This is a genomic window from Streptomyces sp. NBC_00876 (assembly GCF_045207435.1).
In the GTDB taxonomy this organism is placed as follows: domain Bacteria; phylum Actinomycetota; class Actinomycetes; order Streptomycetales; family Streptomycetaceae; genus Streptomyces.
In genome coordinates, this window is sequence record NZ_CP108800.1 from 729,009 (window position 1) to 747,103 (window position 18,095).

An 18,095-nucleotide genomic window follows, 5' to 3' on the forward strand; every position below is an offset into this window, starting at 1 on the left:
GGGCCCACCGCACACGTACGCCCCGGGTCAGGGGCGGGTTGCCTTCGACCGGCCGGCGAGCCGGGTCAACAGGCTGGTGCGCTGATCCTGGTCCGTGGCCAGGATGAGCGCCGTCCACGCCATGGCCAGTCCGCCGTCGAGAACGGCCCTGTCCGCTCCGGCACCGGTGCCGTAGCGGGTGAACTCGGGGTTGTGCATGATCGTGTCGCCGCAGTCGTAGCCGATCACGGGGTGGATGGTGGGGACGACGTGGGACACGTTGCCCATGTCGGTGGAGCCGGCGCGCATCGAGTCCGCAGTGTCCGCGATGTCGCGGCCGAGGCCTGCGACCGCGTTCCGGTAGGCGGCCGAGATGGCCAGATCCTGCCGCAGGTCGGCGTAGTCGTTCCCCACCGCTTCCAGGGCGAGTTCGGCGCCGGTGGCGTGGGCGCCGGCCTCGAAGCAGGCCCGGATCCGGACCTGAAGTTCGGCCAGGTCCTCAGCGGTGGCGGCCCGGCAGTCGTAGTCCGCGGTCACTCGCGCCGGGATGACGTTGGGCGCCTCACCCCCACCGGTCACGACTCCGTGCACGACGCCGTCAGGGATCATCTGCTGCCGGTACGCGCTGATGGCCACCTGGGCGACCAGCATGGCGTCCGCTGCGTTGATGCCCCGGTGCGGCATGGCGGCGGCATGGGCGGGTCGGCCGGTGTAGCGCACCTTCCAGCTGCCGATGGCGAGGGACGTCATGCCGACGCCGTCCACCGGTGCGGCGTGCACCATCATGGCGGCTGCCACATCGTCGAAGGCCCCCGCGTTCAGCAGATCGACCTTGCCACCGCCGTACTCCTCCGCCGGAGTGCCCAGCAGCTTGACGGTCAGGCCGAGTTCGTCGGCCACCGGCGCCAGGGCGAGTGCGGCGGCGGGCGACGGTGGCACGGGTGTGCTCGCGCAAGGCGTGCTGATTCACTGCGGGCACGTCTTCCACCTGCGGCTGTTCGCGGAACCGGGAATGCTCGGCTACCCGGTGGAATCGCGCTTCCAGCTCCGCGTCGAACACGTCCACCTCGACGCGGCGTTGCGCCACCCGGCCGGTGACCCCTCGGTCCGGCACCTCGTCGTCACCACCGGCAAGGACAACGTCCTCGGCTACAGCAGCCACACCACGACCGCGGACATGCACGACTTCCACGACCGGGCGTTCTCGGCGCTGGAGGGTGTACGAGAAGTCCAGACCGCCCTGCTGATACGCACCTACAAGCGCGCCGGACACCTCGTACCGAGGTGAGAGCTGCCCTCAGGCGGACAGACCCTCGGAGTGGAGCAGAAGCCCTGGCCCAAGAGCTGTCCAGCAATTCCTGGCGGGGCAGCCCTCAGCACCTGCCATCGGCCCAGGAAGCCGGTGTGGCGACGACCGGTCGAATCCGTGCGCGGGACTGGTGCGTGGCCGGGAAGATCCGATGGAATGCGGCCGTCCCCCCACTTCGCTCGACGGGAATGCGCTTCGTGACGCTCGACCTGCACCGCCTATGGATCTTCCTGCACGTCATCGATCACCACAGCTTCTCCGCTGCCGCCCAGAAGCTCTTTATGAGCCAGCCGTCGGTCTCGAACCAGATGCGCAGGTTGGAGGAGTCCCTGCACATCACCCTGATCGACCGCTCGGGCGCCAGAATCCGCCCCACCGCCGAGGGCGAACTGCTGGCCGAGTACGCCAGGCGTGTCTTCCTGCTGGCCGACGAGGCGGTCTCGGCGGTGCAGCAGCTCAGCGGCCTCCAGTCGGGACGGCTCGTCGTGGGTGGGTCGACGACCCTGGGCACCTATCTGCTGCCGGATCTGCTGGCCGAGTACCGCAGACGGCATCCCGGGATCGAGAGCCATGTCTTCGTCGGCAACAACGCCACCGTGACCCAGCACCTGACGAGCGGTGAGGTGGGCGTCGCTGTCGTCGCCGGGACTCCCGCCGAGCCCCGGCTGGTGAGCGAGCCCGTCCTGGAGGACCACATGGTGCTCATCGCCCCGCCGGGCCATCCCCTCGGCGGCCGGGAACCGCTCACCGGTCAGATGCTCTCCGGCGAGCGGATCGTGCTGCGCGAGCCGGGATCGCAGACTCGGGAGGTGCAGGAGCGAACACTGGCCGGATGGGGCATCGTCGATCCACCGCATACCGACGCGTGGGGCCCCGAGGTCCTCAAGAGATGTGTGAGGGCCGGTCTCGGCATCGCCCTTATCTCGGAGCACGCGGTGGCCGACGAGCTGCGGGCAGGCACCCTCGTCGCGCTGCCGACGCAGGAGCCGGCGCAGTCGCGGGTCATCTCGCTCGTCCGCCGCCGCGACCGCATCCTGTCCCCCGCCGAGAACGCGTTCGTGGAACTCGTGAGAGAGCAGACGAGCTGGCCCGGACTCTGACCGCCGACGCCTGCTCGTCGGTACGCGCCCCGGTCGCAGGACGCCTCACCCGGTCCCGTCCGGGGACATCCCACCGATGGCACACGCCCCGTACCCGGCGGAAATCGGCAGGTCACAGCTCCGGGCGGACGCGGCACGAGTAATCGAATACCCCTCATAACCGAATCGGGGGTTCCTCCTCCGTCACCGCACCCGCCAGTCTCGTCGTCAGCGATTCAGCCACGCAACGCAACGAGGAGCACCCGTGACCGTATCGACGTTCACCGTCAACGGCAGGACCTACACCAGGCCCTCCGCCCCTGTGGTGGTGATCTGCATCGACGGCAGTGAACCCGACTACCACCTCGAGGCGATGGCGGCCGGACGGATGCCCTGGCTGAGCAAGGTCCTGGAGAACGGGGGGACTTCGTGGCCCGCACACTGCGCCATGCCCGCCCTGACCAATCCGAACAACGTATCCATCGCCACGGGCCGGCCCCCCAGCGTGCACGGCATCAGCGGCAACTACATCTTCGACACCGAGCTCGGTGAGGAGGTGCTGATGAACGACAAGCGCTTCCTGCGCGCGCCGACGATCTTCGGCGCCGCCAACGAGGCGGGTCTCGACGTCGTCGTCGTCACGGCCAAGGACAAGCTGCGCCGGCTGCTCGGAGCCGGTCTGGTCGAGGAGGGCCCCCCGCTCGACGGATCCGATGGAGAGTTCACCGTGCCGTCCCGGCGCGGCATCTGCTTCTCGGCGGAGAAGGCCGACCGGGCCACTGTCGAGGAGAACGGCATCGGTGACGTTCTGGAGCTGGTCGGCAAGCCGCTGCCGAGCGTCTACTCGGCCGATCTCAGCGAGTTCGCCCTCGCGGCCGGGGTGAAGATCCTCGAGACCCGCGGCGCCGACCTGATGTACCTGTCCCTGACCGACTACATCCAGCACAAGAACGCCCCGGGGACCGAGGCCGCCAACGACCTCTACGAGAAGATCGACCACTACGCGGGGCGGCTCGCCGAACTCGGGGCGACGGTCGTGCTCACCGCCGACCACGGCATGAGCGCCAAGACCGACGCGTCCGGCGTCGCGCAGGTGATCTACGTGGAGGAGGAGGTCCGGCGCATCCTCGCCGTCCCCGCCGAAGCGGACGCGGACGGCCTGCGGGTCATCCTGCCCATCACGGACCCGTACACGGTGCACCACGGTGCTCTCGGTTCGTTCGCGTGTGTATACCTGCCGGAGCACGCCGACCGTGGGGCCGTCATCACGGAACTCGGTGCCATCGAGGGCGTCCAGGAGGTCCACGGCCGGGAGGAGGCCGCCGAACGCTTCGCCCTGCCGGCCGACCGCATCGGCGACATCGTCGTCCTCGCCGAGGCAGGCACCGCGCTCGGCCGCTTCGCCGCCTGGCACGACCTGACCGGCCTCGACGCGCCGCTGCGGTCGCACGGCGCGCTGGGAGAACTGCAGATCCCGTTCCTGATCAACCGGCGCCTGCCGGAGCCGGAGCCGCTCGCCAGCCCCTTCGGCGACCTTGCCCGCATCCACAACTACGACGCCTACTGGGTGGCCATGACTCCGGCCGGCCGCGAGGAGTCCCCGCACACCGTCTGATGTCCGCTCCGGCCGCCGCACCGCTCGGCGGCGGCGGCCGGAGCGGCTCCTGGCGCGGGTCCCCGCCGCGCCACCTCAACCACCACAGGTGGATCGCCCAGCCACATCGCAGATCGGTTGGAAAGCCATGTCCAACTCGGAAAAGATCCTGTCAGGGACCACCGGTCCCCAGCCGCTGGCCGAGAACGAGTACAAGCGGCTCAAGTGGCGCATGCTGCTGTCGGCCATGTTCTGCTACTTCTTCTTCTACACGGGCCGCCAGACGTTCGGCTTCGCCATCCCGGGCATCGAAGAGGACCTCGGCCTGAGCAAGGCCACGCTCGGCGCGATCAGCGGCATCCTTCTGTGGTCGTACGCCGCCGGGCAGATGATCAACGGCAACCTCGCGGACAAGTGGGGCGGCCGGCGGATGATGACGGCCGGCGCGATCCTGTCGACGCTCCTCAACTGGTGCACCAGCTTCTCCACCGGGCCCAAGACCCTCGGGCTGTTCTGGGGAGCCAACGGATTCGCACAGTCCCTGGGGTTCCCCTCCGGCGGACGCGTGATCTCCAACTGGTGGGCCCCGCACGAGCGCGGCCGGAGCTTCGGTTTCTACACCTTCGCCGCCGGCATGGCCTCCGTTCTCGCCTACGTCACGTCGACGATCGTCGTGGATACCCTTCATCTGGACTGGCAGTGGATCTTCCGCGTCCCCGTCCTGCTGATGCTCGTCGGCGGCGTGACCTTCTACATAGTCGCCCGGGACAGCCCGGCGAAGGCCGGTGTCACCCCGCCCGCCTCCTACGCGCTGCCCCCCGAGGAACAGGCGGCGGACGCCGCGGCCGCGGACGAGACCAGCCTCCAGCGGTACAAGGCGGTGCTGCGCAATCCGAAGATCTGGTCGGCCGGCATCGCTATCGGTTTCCAGAACGCGGCCCGCTACGGTCTGCTGATCTGGGTCCCCGTCTACTTCCTCGGCAATGACTGGGAAACCGGCGGAAGCGGGATCAGCCCCCTGTGGATCTCCGTCGCGCTGCCTGTCGGGATGGCTGTCGGCGCCCTGGTCAACGGCCAGATATCCGACCGCCTGTTCGGCGCCCGCCGTGACCGTCCGATCTTCCTCTTCATGGTCCTGGGCGCCTTGATGGCGACCACCATGTACGTGGCTCCGCTGGGCACGACGAGCGGCATCGTCGTCCTGTTCCTGACGGGCTTCTTCGTCTACGGTCCCCAGTCCTCCTTCTGGGCCCTGTGTCCGGACATCGCGGGCCGGCGCATGGCGGGCACGGCGACCGGAGTGGTCAATTGCTTCGCGTACCTGTTCGCCGGTGCGGCCGAGCCGATGGTCGGTGGCCTCATGGACAGCACCGGCAACACCAGCCTCATCTTCCCCATCGTCGCCGGGGCCTGCGCGTGCAGTGCCCTGGTCGCCCTCACCATCCGACGCTAGCGGAGACCGACCATGACAGATCCGAGCAGTCCGTCGTCCGCCCGAAGCGCCGCACCGCTGCCCCTGGCGGCCGTCTGGTCCGGTCCCGACAGCGGCTTCGCCCTCACCCCCCGGCCACGCCCGGAACTGGCCCCCGGTGAAGTGCTGGTCCGCATCGAACTGGCCACCATCTGTGGCAGCGATCTACACACCCTCTCCGGCGACCGGCCGACCCCGACGCCGACGGTCCTCGGCCACGAGGCGGTCGGAATCGTCGAGGAGGTGGCCGGCTCCGTTCGCACGGTGGACGGCCGGCTGGTCGAACCGGGCGGGCGCGTCACGTGGACCATCGGAACCTCCTGTGGCTCCTGCCGCCGGTGCCTGCGCGGTGTGCCGCAGAAGTGCACCGCCGTCCGCAAGTACGGACACGAGGCCATCACCGGCCACTGGGGGCTCAACGGCTGCTTCGCCACCCACTGCCACCTCGTCGGGGGCACCGGGCTGGTGACCGTGCCCGAGTCCCTCCCCGCGGCAGTGGCGGCGCCGGCGAACTGCGCCACGGCCACCGTGGTCTGCGCCGCGCGGCGGGCGGAGCTGTCGGCCGGCGACTCCGTGGTCGTGATCGGCTGCGGCATGCTCGGCCTGACCGCCATCGCCTACGCGCGTGAACTCGGGGCCGAGCATGTCGTCGCCTGCGACATCGACGGGAAGCGACGGGAGATGGCCCTGGAGTTCGGGGCGACCGCCCTGTGCGACCCGTCCGAACTGGCGGAACACGCCCTCAAGTACGGAGCCGACGTCGTCATCGAACTCTCCGGCAACAGCCGCGCCGTGCAGTCCGCGCTGGACATCGTCGGAATGGACGGACGCGTCGCCCTGGTCGGCTCGGTCTCCCCCGGGCCGGAGGTCCGCTTCGAACCCAACACCTTCGTACGCAACCTCTCGCACATCGTCGGCAGCCACAACTACACCGTGGACGACCTGGCCGAAGCCATTCGCTTCCTGGCAGGGACACCGGCCCAGGACCTGTTCGCGGGGCTCGTTTCCGACCCGCTGCCGCTCACCGACATCGACGCGGCGGTCACGGCCGCCCGCGAAGGCATCGCGCCGCGCATCGCGTTGCACATGGACTGAGACGCCCCTCGACCGGCCCACCCGCTCCGTGAACGCCACGGACCGGACCCTCCCCACCCGGACCTCCGGCCGCACCGGCCGATTCCTCCCCTGGAGCCCCTCATGGCAGAGCCGCGCCCTGATCACCTCCTCAACCACATCGACGGCAGTTGGGTGTCGTCGTCCACCGGCGCGGTTCGCGCCAACCTCAACCCGGCGAACACGGACGACGTCATAGGCGACTTCGCGGAGTCCGGCGCCAAGGACGCCGCCTCGGCGGTAGACGCGGCAGCGTCCGCTCAGGGCGCGTGGGACGCGCTCGGCCCCATAGAGCGAGCGACGTTCCTGACCGCGGCGGCCCGGCTGATCGACGAGCGCCGCGAGGAGTTCGCCGAGGCGATCACCCGTGAACAGGGCAAGCGCCTGTCCGAGGGGAGGGGCGAGGTGTCGCGCTCGCTGGCCATCCTCGACTTCACGATCGGCGAGGCCCGCCGGATCAACGGAGTCACCACCCCGGCGGAAGAGCCGCGGACCATCGCGATGACGTTTCGGCGTCCGCTCGGCGTGGTCGGCCTGATCACCCCGTGGAACTTCCCCGTCGCCATCCCGATGTGGAAGGTCGCTCCGGCGCTGATCGCCGGCTGCACCGCCGTGCTGAAGCCGTCGCCCCTGACTCCCTGGACATCGTCCCTGCTGGTCCAGGCGTTCACCGACGCGGGGCTGCCGCCGGGGGTGCTCAACCTGGTGCAGGGTGACCGGGACCCGGGAGAGGCACTCGTCGCCGACGCCCGGGTGGCCGGAATCTCCTTCACCGGCTCGCTGCCGGTGGGCCGGGCGATCAACCGGGCGGGAGCGGACCGGCTCATGCGCACCCAGCTCGAACTGGGCGGCAAGAACGCGCTCATCGTCCTCGCCGACGCCGATCTCGACGCGGCCGTCGAGGCGATCGTCCACGGCGCCTTCGGTCAGAGCGGCCAGAGGTGCAGCGCCACGAGCCGGGTGATCGTCGACCGTTCCGTACGGGAGACGCTGCTGGAGCGGCTCCTTCCCCGGGTGCGTGCCATGCGGATCGGCCGCGGTGACCAGGACTGGGCGGACATCGGCCCGGTCGTCAACGAGGCACGCATGCGGGCGTGCCTCGATGCCGTCGCGTCGGCGGTCGCCGCCGGGGCCACGGCGGTCTGCGGCGGCCGGGCGGCCGAGCTCGGCACCCCGGGGTACTTCGTGGAGCCGACCGTCCTGACCGACGTGGCGCGGGACAGCGAGATCGCCCAGGAAGAGGTCTTCGGCCCGGTGCTCTCGGTGATCGACTGCGACGGCTACGAGGACGCCATGCGCATCTCGAACTCGGTGAAGTACGGGATGTCCGGGACGATCTTCACCCAGAACCCGTCCCTGATGTTCCAGGCCCTGCAGGACTTCCAGGCCGGCATGCTCCACGTCAACCGCCCGGGCGTGGGCGCGTACTCCCACCTGCCGCACATGGGCGCCAAGGCCTCCCAGCTGGGTGCGCCCGAATGCTCGCCCGACGTCTGGAACTTCTACACCGACCTGCGCTCGGCCTGCATCCGCTACTGAGCACGGGCATCGCGCCCCGTGCTGTCCATCGGGAACGGCCGAACCGGTCCCGCCCGTGACCCACATCCCGGAGGAACTCGCGTGACCCAACCGCCCAGCCGCCGCAGCGTTCTCGCTGCGGGCGCCGCCACCGCCGCGACAGTCGCCGTCACGAATTTCGCCATCGCACCCGCCGCCCAGGCTGCCGCACCGGAATTGCCCGACGGCATCAGCAGGGACAAGGTCCTCATCATCGGCATGGACGGTCTGCGCGCGGACCGGCTCGAAGCGGCCGACGCCCCGAACCTCAAGTCCATGATGGCGAAAGGCACCTTCGCCAAGTCCCTGCTCTATACGAACCCGATGGCTCCCACCGTCTCCGGCTGCGGCTGGTCGACCATCTCGACCGGTGTCTGGCCGGACAAGCACAACGTCATGGACAACACCTTCGAGGGCAGCCGCTTCGACACGTATCCCGGTCTCCTCGCGCGGCTGGCCCAGGTGAAGCCGGGGCTGTCCACATACGCCGCTGTCGACTGGGTGCCGCTCGACGAGTCCGGGGTCATCACCTCGGGCGCCGACGCCAAGCTGGTTCTGCCCACGCACAACGCCGCCAATGACGCGCAGATCGCCGCCGAGGCGGAGTCGGTCATCCGGAAGCAGAACCCGGACGCGATGTTCATCTACTTCGGCAACACCGACCAGACAGCTCATGACGTGGGCACGGGCCCGGAGTACATGGAGGCGATCACCGGGCAGGACGCGCACGTGGGCAAGTTGTGGGCGGCGATCAAGTCCCGTCCCACGTACTCCGACGAGCGGTGGACAGTCATCGTCACCACAGACCACGGCCACGTGGACGCAGGCGGGCACGGCGGCAGCTCCTGGGAGGAACGGCAGACGTTCATCCTCGCCCAGGGGCCGGGCATCGAAGCGGGCCTCCGGCCGATCGACACCCGGCTCGTCGACGTCGTCCCCACGGTCTTCGAGCAGCTCGGCCTCCCGGTGGACTCCGACTGGGACCTGGACGGCAGACCATTGCAAGAGCGTACCGGCGACCCGTTCGACGCTCTCCAGGGGAAGTTGAAGACGCGCGCGGACGAGACCGGCATTCCCGCCGGCGTCCTGGGGTACACCCATACCGCTCCCAGCGGCTGGTCGGTGATCAACAGTGCGATGGGAACGGGCGGCGTCACCGAGTGGCGCGGCTGGACGTTCACCACGAACGAGTTCTGGTCCCGGACCCAGCGCGACCAGTGGCGCGAACTCAACGTGCGGGCACGCGGCGTGTTCGCGGTGGCCGACTCCGACGAATGGTCCGACAAGGCGTTCTCCGGGCAGTTCGAATCGACGCTGGTCTCCCCCGCCTACGGATACCTCTCCGGCCGGAGCAGGATCACCGTCAAGTTCATGACCCACTACCGCCAGGCGGACAAGCAGACCGCGAAGGTGCTCGTGTCCTTCAACGCCGGCCCACCCCAGGAGATCAAGAGCTACACCTCCGACGTCATCGCCCAGCAGCAGTCGATCGAGGTCCCCATCCCTGACGGCGCCACGTCCGCGCACGTCCGTTTCCAGTACACCGGTGACAACGACTTCTACTGGGTGGTCGACAGGTTCCAGTTCTACGCCTCTTAGCCGGACCGAAAGGAGGGTTCGGACGTGCCATCGGCGCTCAACCCGGGTGACACCGTCGTACGCAGGGGTCTGTACCCCGACGGGAGGATCGCCTATGCCCAGTGCGGCCGGGTCGTCTCGGACGACGACCGGGGGCTGCTGACCTGGGTCGGGGCCGGCTCCGCGACCATGCGGCGTGTGGCGCTCGACGGCACGCCGACCCGGGCCTGGCCGAGGTACCGGGCCATGGAAGTGCCGACACTTCTCACTCCGGCCACCTGGGAGCCGTACGGCACCCTGATGCTCACCCGGCCCGGTCGGCGGCACTCCGTGTGGTGGTCGTTCGACCGGGCCGGTGAGTTCGTCGGGTGGTACGTGAACCTGGAGGCGGGCGCGGGCCGGTGGCCGGGCGGTACGGACCATGTGGACCACGCACTCGACCTCCTCGTCGCGCCGGACCGGCGTACGTGGGAGTGGAAGGATGAGGACGAGTTCACCGATCTGACCGGGCGTCCCGGTTTCTGGGAAGCCGACGAAGCTGCCGCCATCCGGGCCGAAGGGCTGCGGATGGCGGCTCTCGCCGTCTATGGGGCGTTCCCCTTCGACGGCACCTGGCGTGACTTCCGGCCCGCCGCGGGCGCGGAGCCGAGTGCGCTGCCGCCCTTCTGGGATCTGCCGCCGGCCGCCGCCGACATGCCCGGGTGATAACTCGTATAGCCAGAACGAGGGAGCCCGAGGGGTTGTCCCAGGTGGGGCCCACGCCGTTCCATTGCGTGACCCTGTTCGATCCCTTGCATTTCTGTTGGAAAAGAAAGTTTTTTGTTGAAGCGCATGCGCTGGGATCGACCTCGTCGAACGGCTTCGCGCCGCCGGACCCCCTCAAGGAATTCCATGAAGGAAAGCCGCACCGCCAGCCCCTCTCGCCCAAGCCGGCTGCGCGCCTTGGCGATGGGCGTCTCCGCGACCCTCTCGGTGGCGCTCCTCCCCCTCGGAGTGGTGAACGCGCCCTCCGCCGCCGCCCAGGACAACGGCGTCTCGCCCACGCCGCCCATGGGCTGGAGTAGCTGGAGCTACACGCGCTACGACGCCAACGAGGACAACATCAAGACCCAGGCGAAGGCCATGAAGGACCTCGGCCTGATCGAACATGGCTGGAACCGGATCAACATCGACGACTTCTGGTACCTGAAGCCGTCCGAGACGGTCGACGAGCACGGCCGGTGGAAGACGGACCCGGCCCGGTTCCCGAACGGCATGAAGGCCATGGGGGACTACGTCCACGGCCTCGGTGAGAAGTTCGGCATCTACCTCACACCGGGCATGCCGAAGGCCGCGTACGACCAGGACACCCCGATCGAGGGCACGAGCTACAGCGCCCGCGACATCGTGTCGGACACGTCGAAGTTCGAGAGTGGCTTCGGTCCGAACCGCGACGGCATGTACTACATCGACTACGCCAAGAACCCGGCCGCCGCACAGGCCTTCGTCGACTCGTGGGCGAAGCAGCTCGCCTCCTGGGGCGTCGACTACCTCAAGCTCGACGGGGTGGGCACCTGGAACATCCCCGACATCGAGGCCTGGTCGAAGGCGCTCGACCGGACCGACCGTGACATCCATCTGGGTCTGTCACTCGCGCTCGACATCAAGCACGCCGACACTTGGAGGCGGCTCTCGCACAGCTGGCGCACCAACGGCGACCTGGAGTGCTACTGCCCGATCACGTCCAAGTACCCGCTGACGAGCTGGGCGAAGGTCTCGGAGCGGTTCAGGACCGCGCCGAAGTGGACCCAGTACGCGGACCCCGGCAGCTGGAACGACTTCGACTCCCTGGAGGTCGGCAACGGCGCGGACACCGGCCTGACCGGCGACGAACGCAGATCCCACATGACCTTGTGGGCCATCTCCGCCTCGAACCTGCTGCTCGGCGTCGACATGACGAAGATGGACGACGACGACCTCGCCATGCTGAAGAACGACGAGGTCATCGCCGTCAACCAGGCCGGCCGCCCGGCCCGCCCGGTGGACCAGCTCACCGATCAGCAGGTGTGGACCGTCCCGAACCCGGACGGCAGCCAGACCGTCGCCCTGTTCAACCTGGGTTCCGCATCGGCCAAGGTCACCGCCCGTTTCCCGGATCTGGGCCTCGCCGGACCGGCGGCCGTCCGTGACCTGTGGTCCCGTACCGATCTGGGCACCTCGACGGATGCGTTCAGCGCCACGGTGCCCGCTCACGGCAGCCGTCTGCTGAAGGTCACACCGTCGTCCGAGGCCACGCCCACCACAGTCCAGTACAACCTGGTCAACAGCGCCGGCGGCCGGCTCCTGGACGTCGAAGGCGGCTCCCGCTCGGACGGCGCCGGCCTGGTCGCGACCGGCGCCGGCAGCTCGGCATCGCAGAAGTGGCAGCTCCGGCCCACAGGCGACGGCCACTACGCGGTCCGTAACGTGAAGAGCGGCAAGCTCGTCAACGTCCCCGGTCCCACCAGCACGCCCGGTACGCAGCTCATCCAGTACAAGGACGACCACAAGAGCAACTCCCAGTGGAAGCTGAAGCCGGCCGGCAACGGTGCCTACACCATCGCGTCCCGTTACAACGGGCGGAACATCGCGGCGTCCGGGGGCAAGGTGGTCCAGCAGACCGCCTCCACCAGCGCCGCCCAGCAGTGGAAGCTCGTCCCCCTCGTGACGGCGGGCACGAAGTACAAGCTCGTCAACGCCGTCAGCGGCGGCCGCCTCGACGTCAACCAGGCGTCGAAGGCCGACAGCGCCACGATCGTCCAATGGCAGGACAACGGCAATCCCGACCAGCAGTGGACCTTCACGGCGCGGAGCAGCGGTCAGTACACCCTCGCCAACGTGAACAGCGGCAAGGTACTGAACGTCCCGGGTCCGACCGACGCGTACGGAACCCAGCTCATCCAGTACACGGACGACGGCAACAGCAACTCACGCTGGAGGGTCGTCGACGCCGGACCCAACCTGGTCCGGATCGAAAGCGTCCACAACGGCCTGGCCGTCGATCTCGACGACTCGTCCGTCAGCAACGGCGCCAAGATCATCCAGTGGGGGGCGAACAGTGGTGGTAACCAGAAATGGAACCTGGTTCCCGCCTCGTAGAGCGGCGACGGCCTGACGACATCGCGCTCGACGCTCGTGTGGCCCCGGGCCTGCCCGGGGCCACACAGGCCTGCCCGAAACAGCTGCGGCGCGCCTCGGAATGCCCGCCCGTTCAGGCGAGCGCCTGCCGTAAAGAGGAGCCGAACCCCCTTGGCCGACAAGGGGGTTCCGTGAGAAACGAGGCGGGGAGCGCCGAGCGTCCCAAGTGGGCTTCCACGCTTGTACTCAACGATGACCGGGCTACCGTTCTCATCCAGCCCAAGCGAGTCGATCCGGCCGCCATGGACCGGCCCGGTGCTGTACTCGCTCGCCAGGAACCGGATACCCAGCAGCGCCTTCATGTTTGCCTCGACAAGGCTCTGCACGTCTGCCTCAACGTCAGCAAGACGCGGCGTGACCTGGGTCGCGCCGCCTTTTGTGCTGAACAGCTTCAGGCCCTGCACCTTCCCCTCCTGGCTCATGGATCATGAACGCCGAGTGGGCACGGAATTGTTTCCGTGGACGGCTTCCGGAACGTAAAGAAGGCGTGCGCACGAAGCGTCTTGGGCACGCTTCTCGTCTGGCAGCCACTGATCGACGCTACTTCCGGTGGATGTTCTCCCAGCATGAAGCGCAGCCAGGGGTCCAACCCCGAAGAGCTGGACCCGCAGCCGCTGGCAGGCCCGCCACGCCCGCGAGGCAACCAAGGTGACTCCATCGAGGTCTGCGGCGATCGCCCGGCCACCGGCCCCGCGCAACTCGTCAAGGTTGGCTTCGTCGCCCAGCAAACCGCCGCACACCACACCCCTGCCGTCGCCGTCCCCCTCACACTCGGCGCCCGCCTCAACCTCCGCCGGGAAAGCGCGCCCGTCCACGACTGGATCGGCCGCACCGGCCTCGGCCCGGACCAGCGCGCCGACCGCCTGTTCTGCGGGCAGCACGCCCGACTCTCACTCACTCCGGACCTCGCAAACGCCCACCGACCACCTCGGCCTCGTCCGACCGGTCACCGCCCCGGGCCCTTTGGCCCGCTGCGAGTTTCTCGACCGCACGCATGCCAGTCATGCCGTTGCAATGCGAGCGACCCCATCCCCTCCACCGGATATCGCATACGATAGATGCATGACGCAGAAAAGCTGGGCCTCGCGACTGCCCGTAGTGAAGAGCAAGGCAGAGATGGCCTACGACAACCTGCGCGAGGCGATCGCGGGCGGCGAGCTGCGCCCCGGCGAGCGCATCAACATGGACGAGCTGGCACGCAATCTCGGCGTGAGCAAGATTCCCATCCGCGAAGCGATCAAGCGTCTGGAGTCCGAGGGGCTCGTCACCTCGCAGATGCACTCGGGGGTGGCGGTGACCCAGGTCGACAAGACCGAGATGCGGGGCGTCTTCCTCGCCCGCGAGGCGATCGAGGGCCTCGTCGCCAAGTTGGCGGCAGAGCGCATGAGCGATGCCCTGCTGGTCAGACTGGAAGCGGTGCAGACCATGATGCGCGCCGAACTCGCCGCCGGCGCCACAAAGCGTCTACCGGAACTCAATTCCGACTTCCACCGCGCCCTTTCCGAGGCCAGCGGATACCGCATCCTGGCCGAGCTGACCGAGCAACTTCTGCTCACCATTCGCCGCTTCCGCATTGCTTCCCCGGTGGACACGCAGAACTGGCAGTCAGTCGTGGAGGAGCATGACGCCATCATCGAAGCGCTGCGACTCGGCGACCCGGCGGGTGCGGCCGCGGCCGCACAGGCGCACACCATCTCGCAGGCCGGCCATGAGGTGGCCGAGGAGCCCTGACCGGCCGAGCGGGCAGTCGACACAACCGCCCCGTGCCCGGCCGGTCTCATCCTGTACCCAGTGGCGGCAGCCCCATCCGCTTGCGGTGACCGTCCCGCAACAGGCTGGCGGGGCTGACGGCAGAAGCACCCGCGTCCAGCACCAATTCCGAGCCGCTGAGCAAAATGGCCCCAGGCGAGGATGCGAAGGCCACCGAAGCGGCGATCTGTTCGGGGGTGCCCAGGGTACGCATCGGGTTGCTCTCCCGCAGGAGGCGCAGGTCATCCTGCCCCTCCAGCCGCGACTCGGTGGCCGGAGTGCGGACCCAGCCCGGCGAGACCGTGACGAACGAAATCCCGTGGTGGCCGTAGTCGACGGCAAGTTGCCGGGTGAGGGCGGCGAGTGCACCCTTGGCGGCGGCGTAGGCGGGCAGCCCGGGCGCGGCAGTGCGGTGCAGTACCGAACCCAGCGTGACGACCGCACCCGTACCCGCGGAGATCATCGAGGGCAGGACCGCACGCACACAGAGAAAGACCGAGGACAGGTTGGCCGCGAGGACCGCGTTCCAGTCCTCCTCGGTGGTGGCGTGCAGGGGCGTGCCGGCAGTGATGCCCGCGCAGGCGACCAGGACGTCCACACCTCCCTGCTCGGCGATGACCCGATCCACCATCGATGCGACCTCATCCGCGCGCGTGACGTCGGCGCGGTGGTAGCTGACGCCGGGCAGGACCGGATCACTGAGGTCGACCCCCGCAACCCGTAGGCCGTCGGCGACGAGGCGGGCAGCGACAGCACGGCCAATGCCGCCTGCCGCACCTGTGACTAGGGCAGTTCGGCTCATTTCGCAGGCACCTCACGCAACTGAAGGGGGCTCGGGACGGCGATCGCCCTAACCGAGGGTTGAAGTCAAAAGAGAAAGGTATACGATCTACTAAATATCATCAATGCCGTTCCGGAGGCACCCATGGCCACAGCTGCTCCCGATCTCCTCTCCGCCCTACGCACCGAAAGACTTCTAGCCATCGTCCGCGGCAGCGACCCCGAGGCCGCGCTCGACACGGTGCTCGCACTGTTCCACTCCGGCATCCGCATCGTCGAGGTGTCGCTGACCACCACGGACGCGCTCGACGTCATCACCAAGGCGCGCGCCCGGCTCGGCGACACGGCACTGCTCGGAGCAGGGACCGTCCTTACCGCCTCACAGGCCCGCCGGTCCGCCGAGGCGGGCGCCCGCTTCACCGTGACACCCGGACTGACCGAGTCCGTCGCCGAGAGCAGGGCACTGGGCCTGCCGGTGCTCGCGGGCGCCGTCACCCCGACCGAGGTCATCGCCGCCGTCAACGAGGGGGCGACCGCCGTCAAGCTGTTCCCTGCCACCCTCGGAGGTCCCGCGTATCTACGGGCGCTGCTCGGCCCGCTCCCCGACGTCCCATTCGTACCGGTCGGCGGGATCGACTCCGCCGCGGCCCGCGCCTACCTGGCAGCCGGCGCACTCGCCGTCGGCATCGGCAATCCCCTCGTCTGCGGGGCCGCGCACGGCGACGGTCTCGACGGCCTCGCCGAGCGCTCCGAGCAGTTCCGCACAGTGGCACTGGGGGCCCGGTGAGCGACGTCCTGACCTTCGGCGAGACAATGGCCGCGCTGCGTGCCGATCGCCCACTCCAGCTCGGCGGCTCACTCGGGCTCTCCGTTGCGGGCGCCGAGTCCAATGTCGCGATCGGGCTCGCCCGGCTCGGCCACTCGGTCCGCTGGGCCGGGCTGACCGGGACGGACGAGTTTGGCAGCCTTGTGCTGCGCACCCTGCGCGCCGAAGGCGTCGACGTCTCCTGCGCGGCCACCACCGGCGCCTGCCCGACCGGGCTCGTGGTCTTCGAACCGCGCGTCGCCGATCTCCTACGTGTCCACTACTACCGCGACCGTTCCGCAGGTGCGTCGCTCGGCCCGGAGCACCTGCGGCAGGCACTTGCCGAACCGGCGAGGGTCCTACACGTCACCGGCGTCACCACGGCCCTGGGCACGGGGCCGTGCGAGGCGGTGTCGGCAGCGGTCCGTGCCGCTCCTGCAATGGGCGCCCGGGTCAGCCTGGACGTCAATTACCGCAGCAGGCTCTGGTCCACTGCCGAGGCGGCCAGCAGCCTGCGCCCGCTCGCCCGCAACGTCGACATCCTCGTCGCCTCCGACGACGAACTTCCGCTCATCGCCTCAGAGCGGGCCAGTACGGAGGACGCGCGCGTGGAATCTCTGCTCGACCAGGGCGTCGGTGAGGTCGTGATCAAGCGAGGCGCCGACGGCGCCGAGGTCTTCTATCAGGGCGGTTCCTTCGCACTGCCCGCCGTCGCAGTGTCGGTGCGGGACACTGTCGGCGCCGGCGACGCGTTCGTGGCCGGCTACCTGTCAGCGCTGCTCGACGGTGAGCCCGTCGAAGCACGGCTGGACCGCGCCGTCACCACCGGTGCCTTCGCAGTCGCCTCGGCCGGCGACTGGGAGGGCCTGCCCCGCCGGGACGAACTCGGCCTGCTGCGGCTCACGCCGGGCTCCACCCTCCGGTGACCTTCACCGGTGGCACCCCGAACCGCGCGAGCAAAGGGAAATGCGGTGGCTGACGACATCGCACGAACCAGCCCGCAGGCGCACGACCAGACGGGCACTGACTGGCAAGTCTGGACCCCCGGCCGCTACCAGCTGGCAGAGGGTTTGCGCCCGCACCGCGGCAGCATGGTGTTCGTTGACCTCCTCAAGGGCGACCTGTACCGCTGCGCGGACACCCCAGGGCTGACACCTGACCGCATATTCGGCCTCGGTGTACCCCTGGGCGCGGTAGCGCCTGTCAGCGGCGACGACGGCGAATGGATCGTCGCCGCGGACACCGGGATCGCCCTCGTCCCCGAGGGCGGTAGGCCCCGATGGCTGGACCGGCCCGAGGCACACGCGAAGCGCCCGATGCGGATGAACGACGGCGCCTGTGACCCTGCGGGCCGCTTCTGGGCGGGCAGCATGGCGCTCCGGGGCGACGCGCCCTTGGGCTCGCTCTACCGCGTCGACCACGACGGCACCGTGCACCGCATGCTGTACGGACTGACCGTCCCCAATGGCCCGGCGTTCTCGCCCTGCGGCAGCCTGATGTACCTGGCCGACAGCGCCGAGGGAACCGTCCTGCGCTACCCCGTCGACCCGTGCACCGGGGCACTTGGCGCACCCTCGCTCCTCGCCCACTTCACTGCGCCCGAGGGGCGCCCGGACGGCATGACGGTCGACGACGAGGGGCTGCTCTGGCTGGCGCTCTGGGGCACCGGCCAGGTCCGCTGCTACACGCCCGACGGTGTGCGGGTACAGACCCTGGGCCTCCCCACCCCGCACACCAGCAGCGTGGCCTTCGGCCTCGGCCGGATGTACGCGACGACGGCGCGGCACCGCCTGGCGATCCCCGACCCGCTCGCGGGAGCGGTGTTCGCCCGCGCCTCGCCGGTGACCTCTCCCCCTGCGCGGCCCTTCGGGCCGAGCCCTGCGCAGTGCGGTCCGTAGGCGGGCGGACACGTTCCGAGTTACCTG

At 69.3% G+C, this 18,095-nt stretch carries 15 protein-coding genes and 1 pseudogene; 13 read left to right on the forward strand and 3 right to left on the reverse strand.

Annotated elements, in window-relative coordinates; translation table 11 throughout:
• Positions 1-27 precede the first annotated feature (27 nt).
• Positions 28-918 (reverse strand): M20/M25/M40 family metallo-hydrolase, encoded by an 891-nt coding sequence (locus tag OG782_RS03155; RefSeq protein ID WP_406447852.1) that lies wholly within the window; start codon positions 916-918, stop codon positions 28-30.
• 4 nt (positions 919-922) lie between these two features.
• Here OG782_RS03155 and OG782_RS03160 point away from each other — a divergent pair, with 4 nt between their 5' ends.
• The 9 genes from OG782_RS03160 (at position 923) to OG782_RS03200 (ending at position 12,797) form a co-directional block, all read left to right on the forward strand.
• Positions 923-1,267, forward strand: coding sequence for a hypothetical protein (locus OG782_RS03160; protein ID WP_406447853.1), 345 nt, complete (start codon positions 923-925; stop codon positions 1,265-1,267).
• Positions 1,268-1,476: 209 nt separating this feature from the next.
• Complete coding sequence (locus OG782_RS03165; RefSeq protein ID WP_326733780.1) at positions 1,477-2,388, forward strand: LysR family transcriptional regulator; 912 nt, start codon at positions 1,477-1,479, stop codon at positions 2,386-2,388.
• Positions 2,389-2,632: 244 nt separating this feature from the next.
• Positions 2,633-3,982: an alkaline phosphatase family protein gene (locus tag OG782_RS03170; RefSeq protein ID WP_406447854.1), complete on the forward strand. Its 1,350-nt coding sequence runs from the start codon at positions 2,633-2,635 to the stop codon at positions 3,980-3,982.
• A gap of 127 nt (positions 3,983-4,109) precedes the next feature.
• Positions 4,110-5,414 carry an MFS transporter gene (locus OG782_RS03175; RefSeq protein WP_406447855.1) on the forward strand — a complete coding sequence of 435 codons (1,305 nt, stop codon included), beginning with the start codon at positions 4,110-4,112 and terminating at the stop codon, positions 5,412-5,414.
• Positions 5,415-5,426: 12 nt separating this feature from the next.
• Positions 5,427-6,527 carry a zinc-binding dehydrogenase gene (locus OG782_RS03180; RefSeq protein ID WP_406447856.1) on the forward strand — a complete coding sequence of 367 codons (1,101 nt, stop codon included), beginning with the start codon at positions 5,427-5,429 and terminating at the stop codon, positions 6,525-6,527.
• A gap of 102 nt (positions 6,528-6,629) precedes the next feature.
• Positions 6,630-8,084: an aldehyde dehydrogenase family protein gene (locus OG782_RS03185; protein ID WP_406447857.1), complete on the forward strand. Its 1,455-nt coding sequence runs from the start codon at positions 6,630-6,632 to the stop codon at positions 8,082-8,084.
• A gap of 81 nt (positions 8,085-8,165) precedes the next feature.
• On the forward strand, positions 8,166-9,701 hold the full coding sequence (locus tag OG782_RS03190) for an alkaline phosphatase family protein (protein WP_406447858.1): 1,536 nt from the start codon (positions 8,166-8,168) through the stop codon (positions 9,699-9,701).
• A gap of 24 nt (positions 9,702-9,725) precedes the next feature.
• Positions 9,726-10,385: a DUF402 domain-containing protein gene (locus tag OG782_RS03195; RefSeq protein WP_406447859.1), complete on the forward strand. Its 660-nt coding sequence runs from the start codon at positions 9,726-9,728 to the stop codon at positions 10,383-10,385.
• Positions 10,386-10,571: 186 nt separating this feature from the next.
• Entirely contained in the window at positions 10,572-12,797 is a 2,226-nt protein-coding gene (locus tag OG782_RS03200; protein WP_406447860.1) for an alpha-galactosidase, read from the forward strand.
• A 194-nt stretch (positions 12,798-12,991) separates the two neighbouring features.
• Here the strand turns inward: OG782_RS03200 and OG782_RS03205 are convergent.
• Positions 12,992-13,240: pseudogene (locus tag OG782_RS03205) on the reverse strand (transporter); the annotation flags it as partial.
• Between the two features lie 658 nt (positions 13,241-13,898).
• On the opposite strand from OG782_RS03205, the gene OG782_RS03210 reads away from it, so the two are divergent.
• Complete coding sequence (locus OG782_RS03210) at positions 13,899-14,567, forward strand: GntR family transcriptional regulator (RefSeq protein ID WP_406447861.1); 669 nt, start codon at positions 13,899-13,901, stop codon at positions 14,565-14,567.
• 46 nt (positions 14,568-14,613) lie between these two features.
• On the opposite strand, the gene OG782_RS03215 is transcribed toward OG782_RS03210, so the two are convergent.
• A complete protein-coding gene (locus OG782_RS03215) occupies positions 14,614-15,387 on the reverse strand; it encodes an SDR family NAD(P)-dependent oxidoreductase (RefSeq protein ID WP_406447862.1) in 774 nt (257 codons plus the stop codon).
• Between the two features lie 123 nt (positions 15,388-15,510).
• Here OG782_RS03215 and OG782_RS03220 point away from each other — a divergent pair, with 123 nt between their 5' ends.
• The 3 genes from OG782_RS03220 to OG782_RS03230 are packed head-to-tail and all read left to right on the forward strand — an operon-like array spanning position 15,511 to position 18,068.
• Positions 15,511-16,152 carry a bifunctional 4-hydroxy-2-oxoglutarate aldolase/2-dehydro-3-deoxy-phosphogluconate aldolase gene (locus tag OG782_RS03220; protein ID WP_406447863.1) on the forward strand — a complete coding sequence of 214 codons (642 nt, stop codon included), beginning with the start codon at positions 15,511-15,513 and terminating at the stop codon, positions 16,150-16,152.
• Positions 16,149-17,096 (forward strand): sugar kinase, encoded by a 948-nt coding sequence (locus OG782_RS03225; RefSeq protein WP_406447864.1) that lies wholly within the window; start codon positions 16,149-16,151, stop codon positions 17,094-17,096. Before OG782_RS03220 ends, OG782_RS03225 begins: the two co-directional genes overlap by 4 nt.
• A gap of 45 nt (positions 17,097-17,141) precedes the next feature.
• A complete protein-coding gene (locus tag OG782_RS03230; RefSeq protein WP_406447865.1) occupies positions 17,142-18,068 on the forward strand; it encodes an SMP-30/gluconolactonase/LRE family protein in 927 nt (308 codons plus the stop codon).
• Positions 18,069-18,095 lie beyond the last annotated feature (27 nt).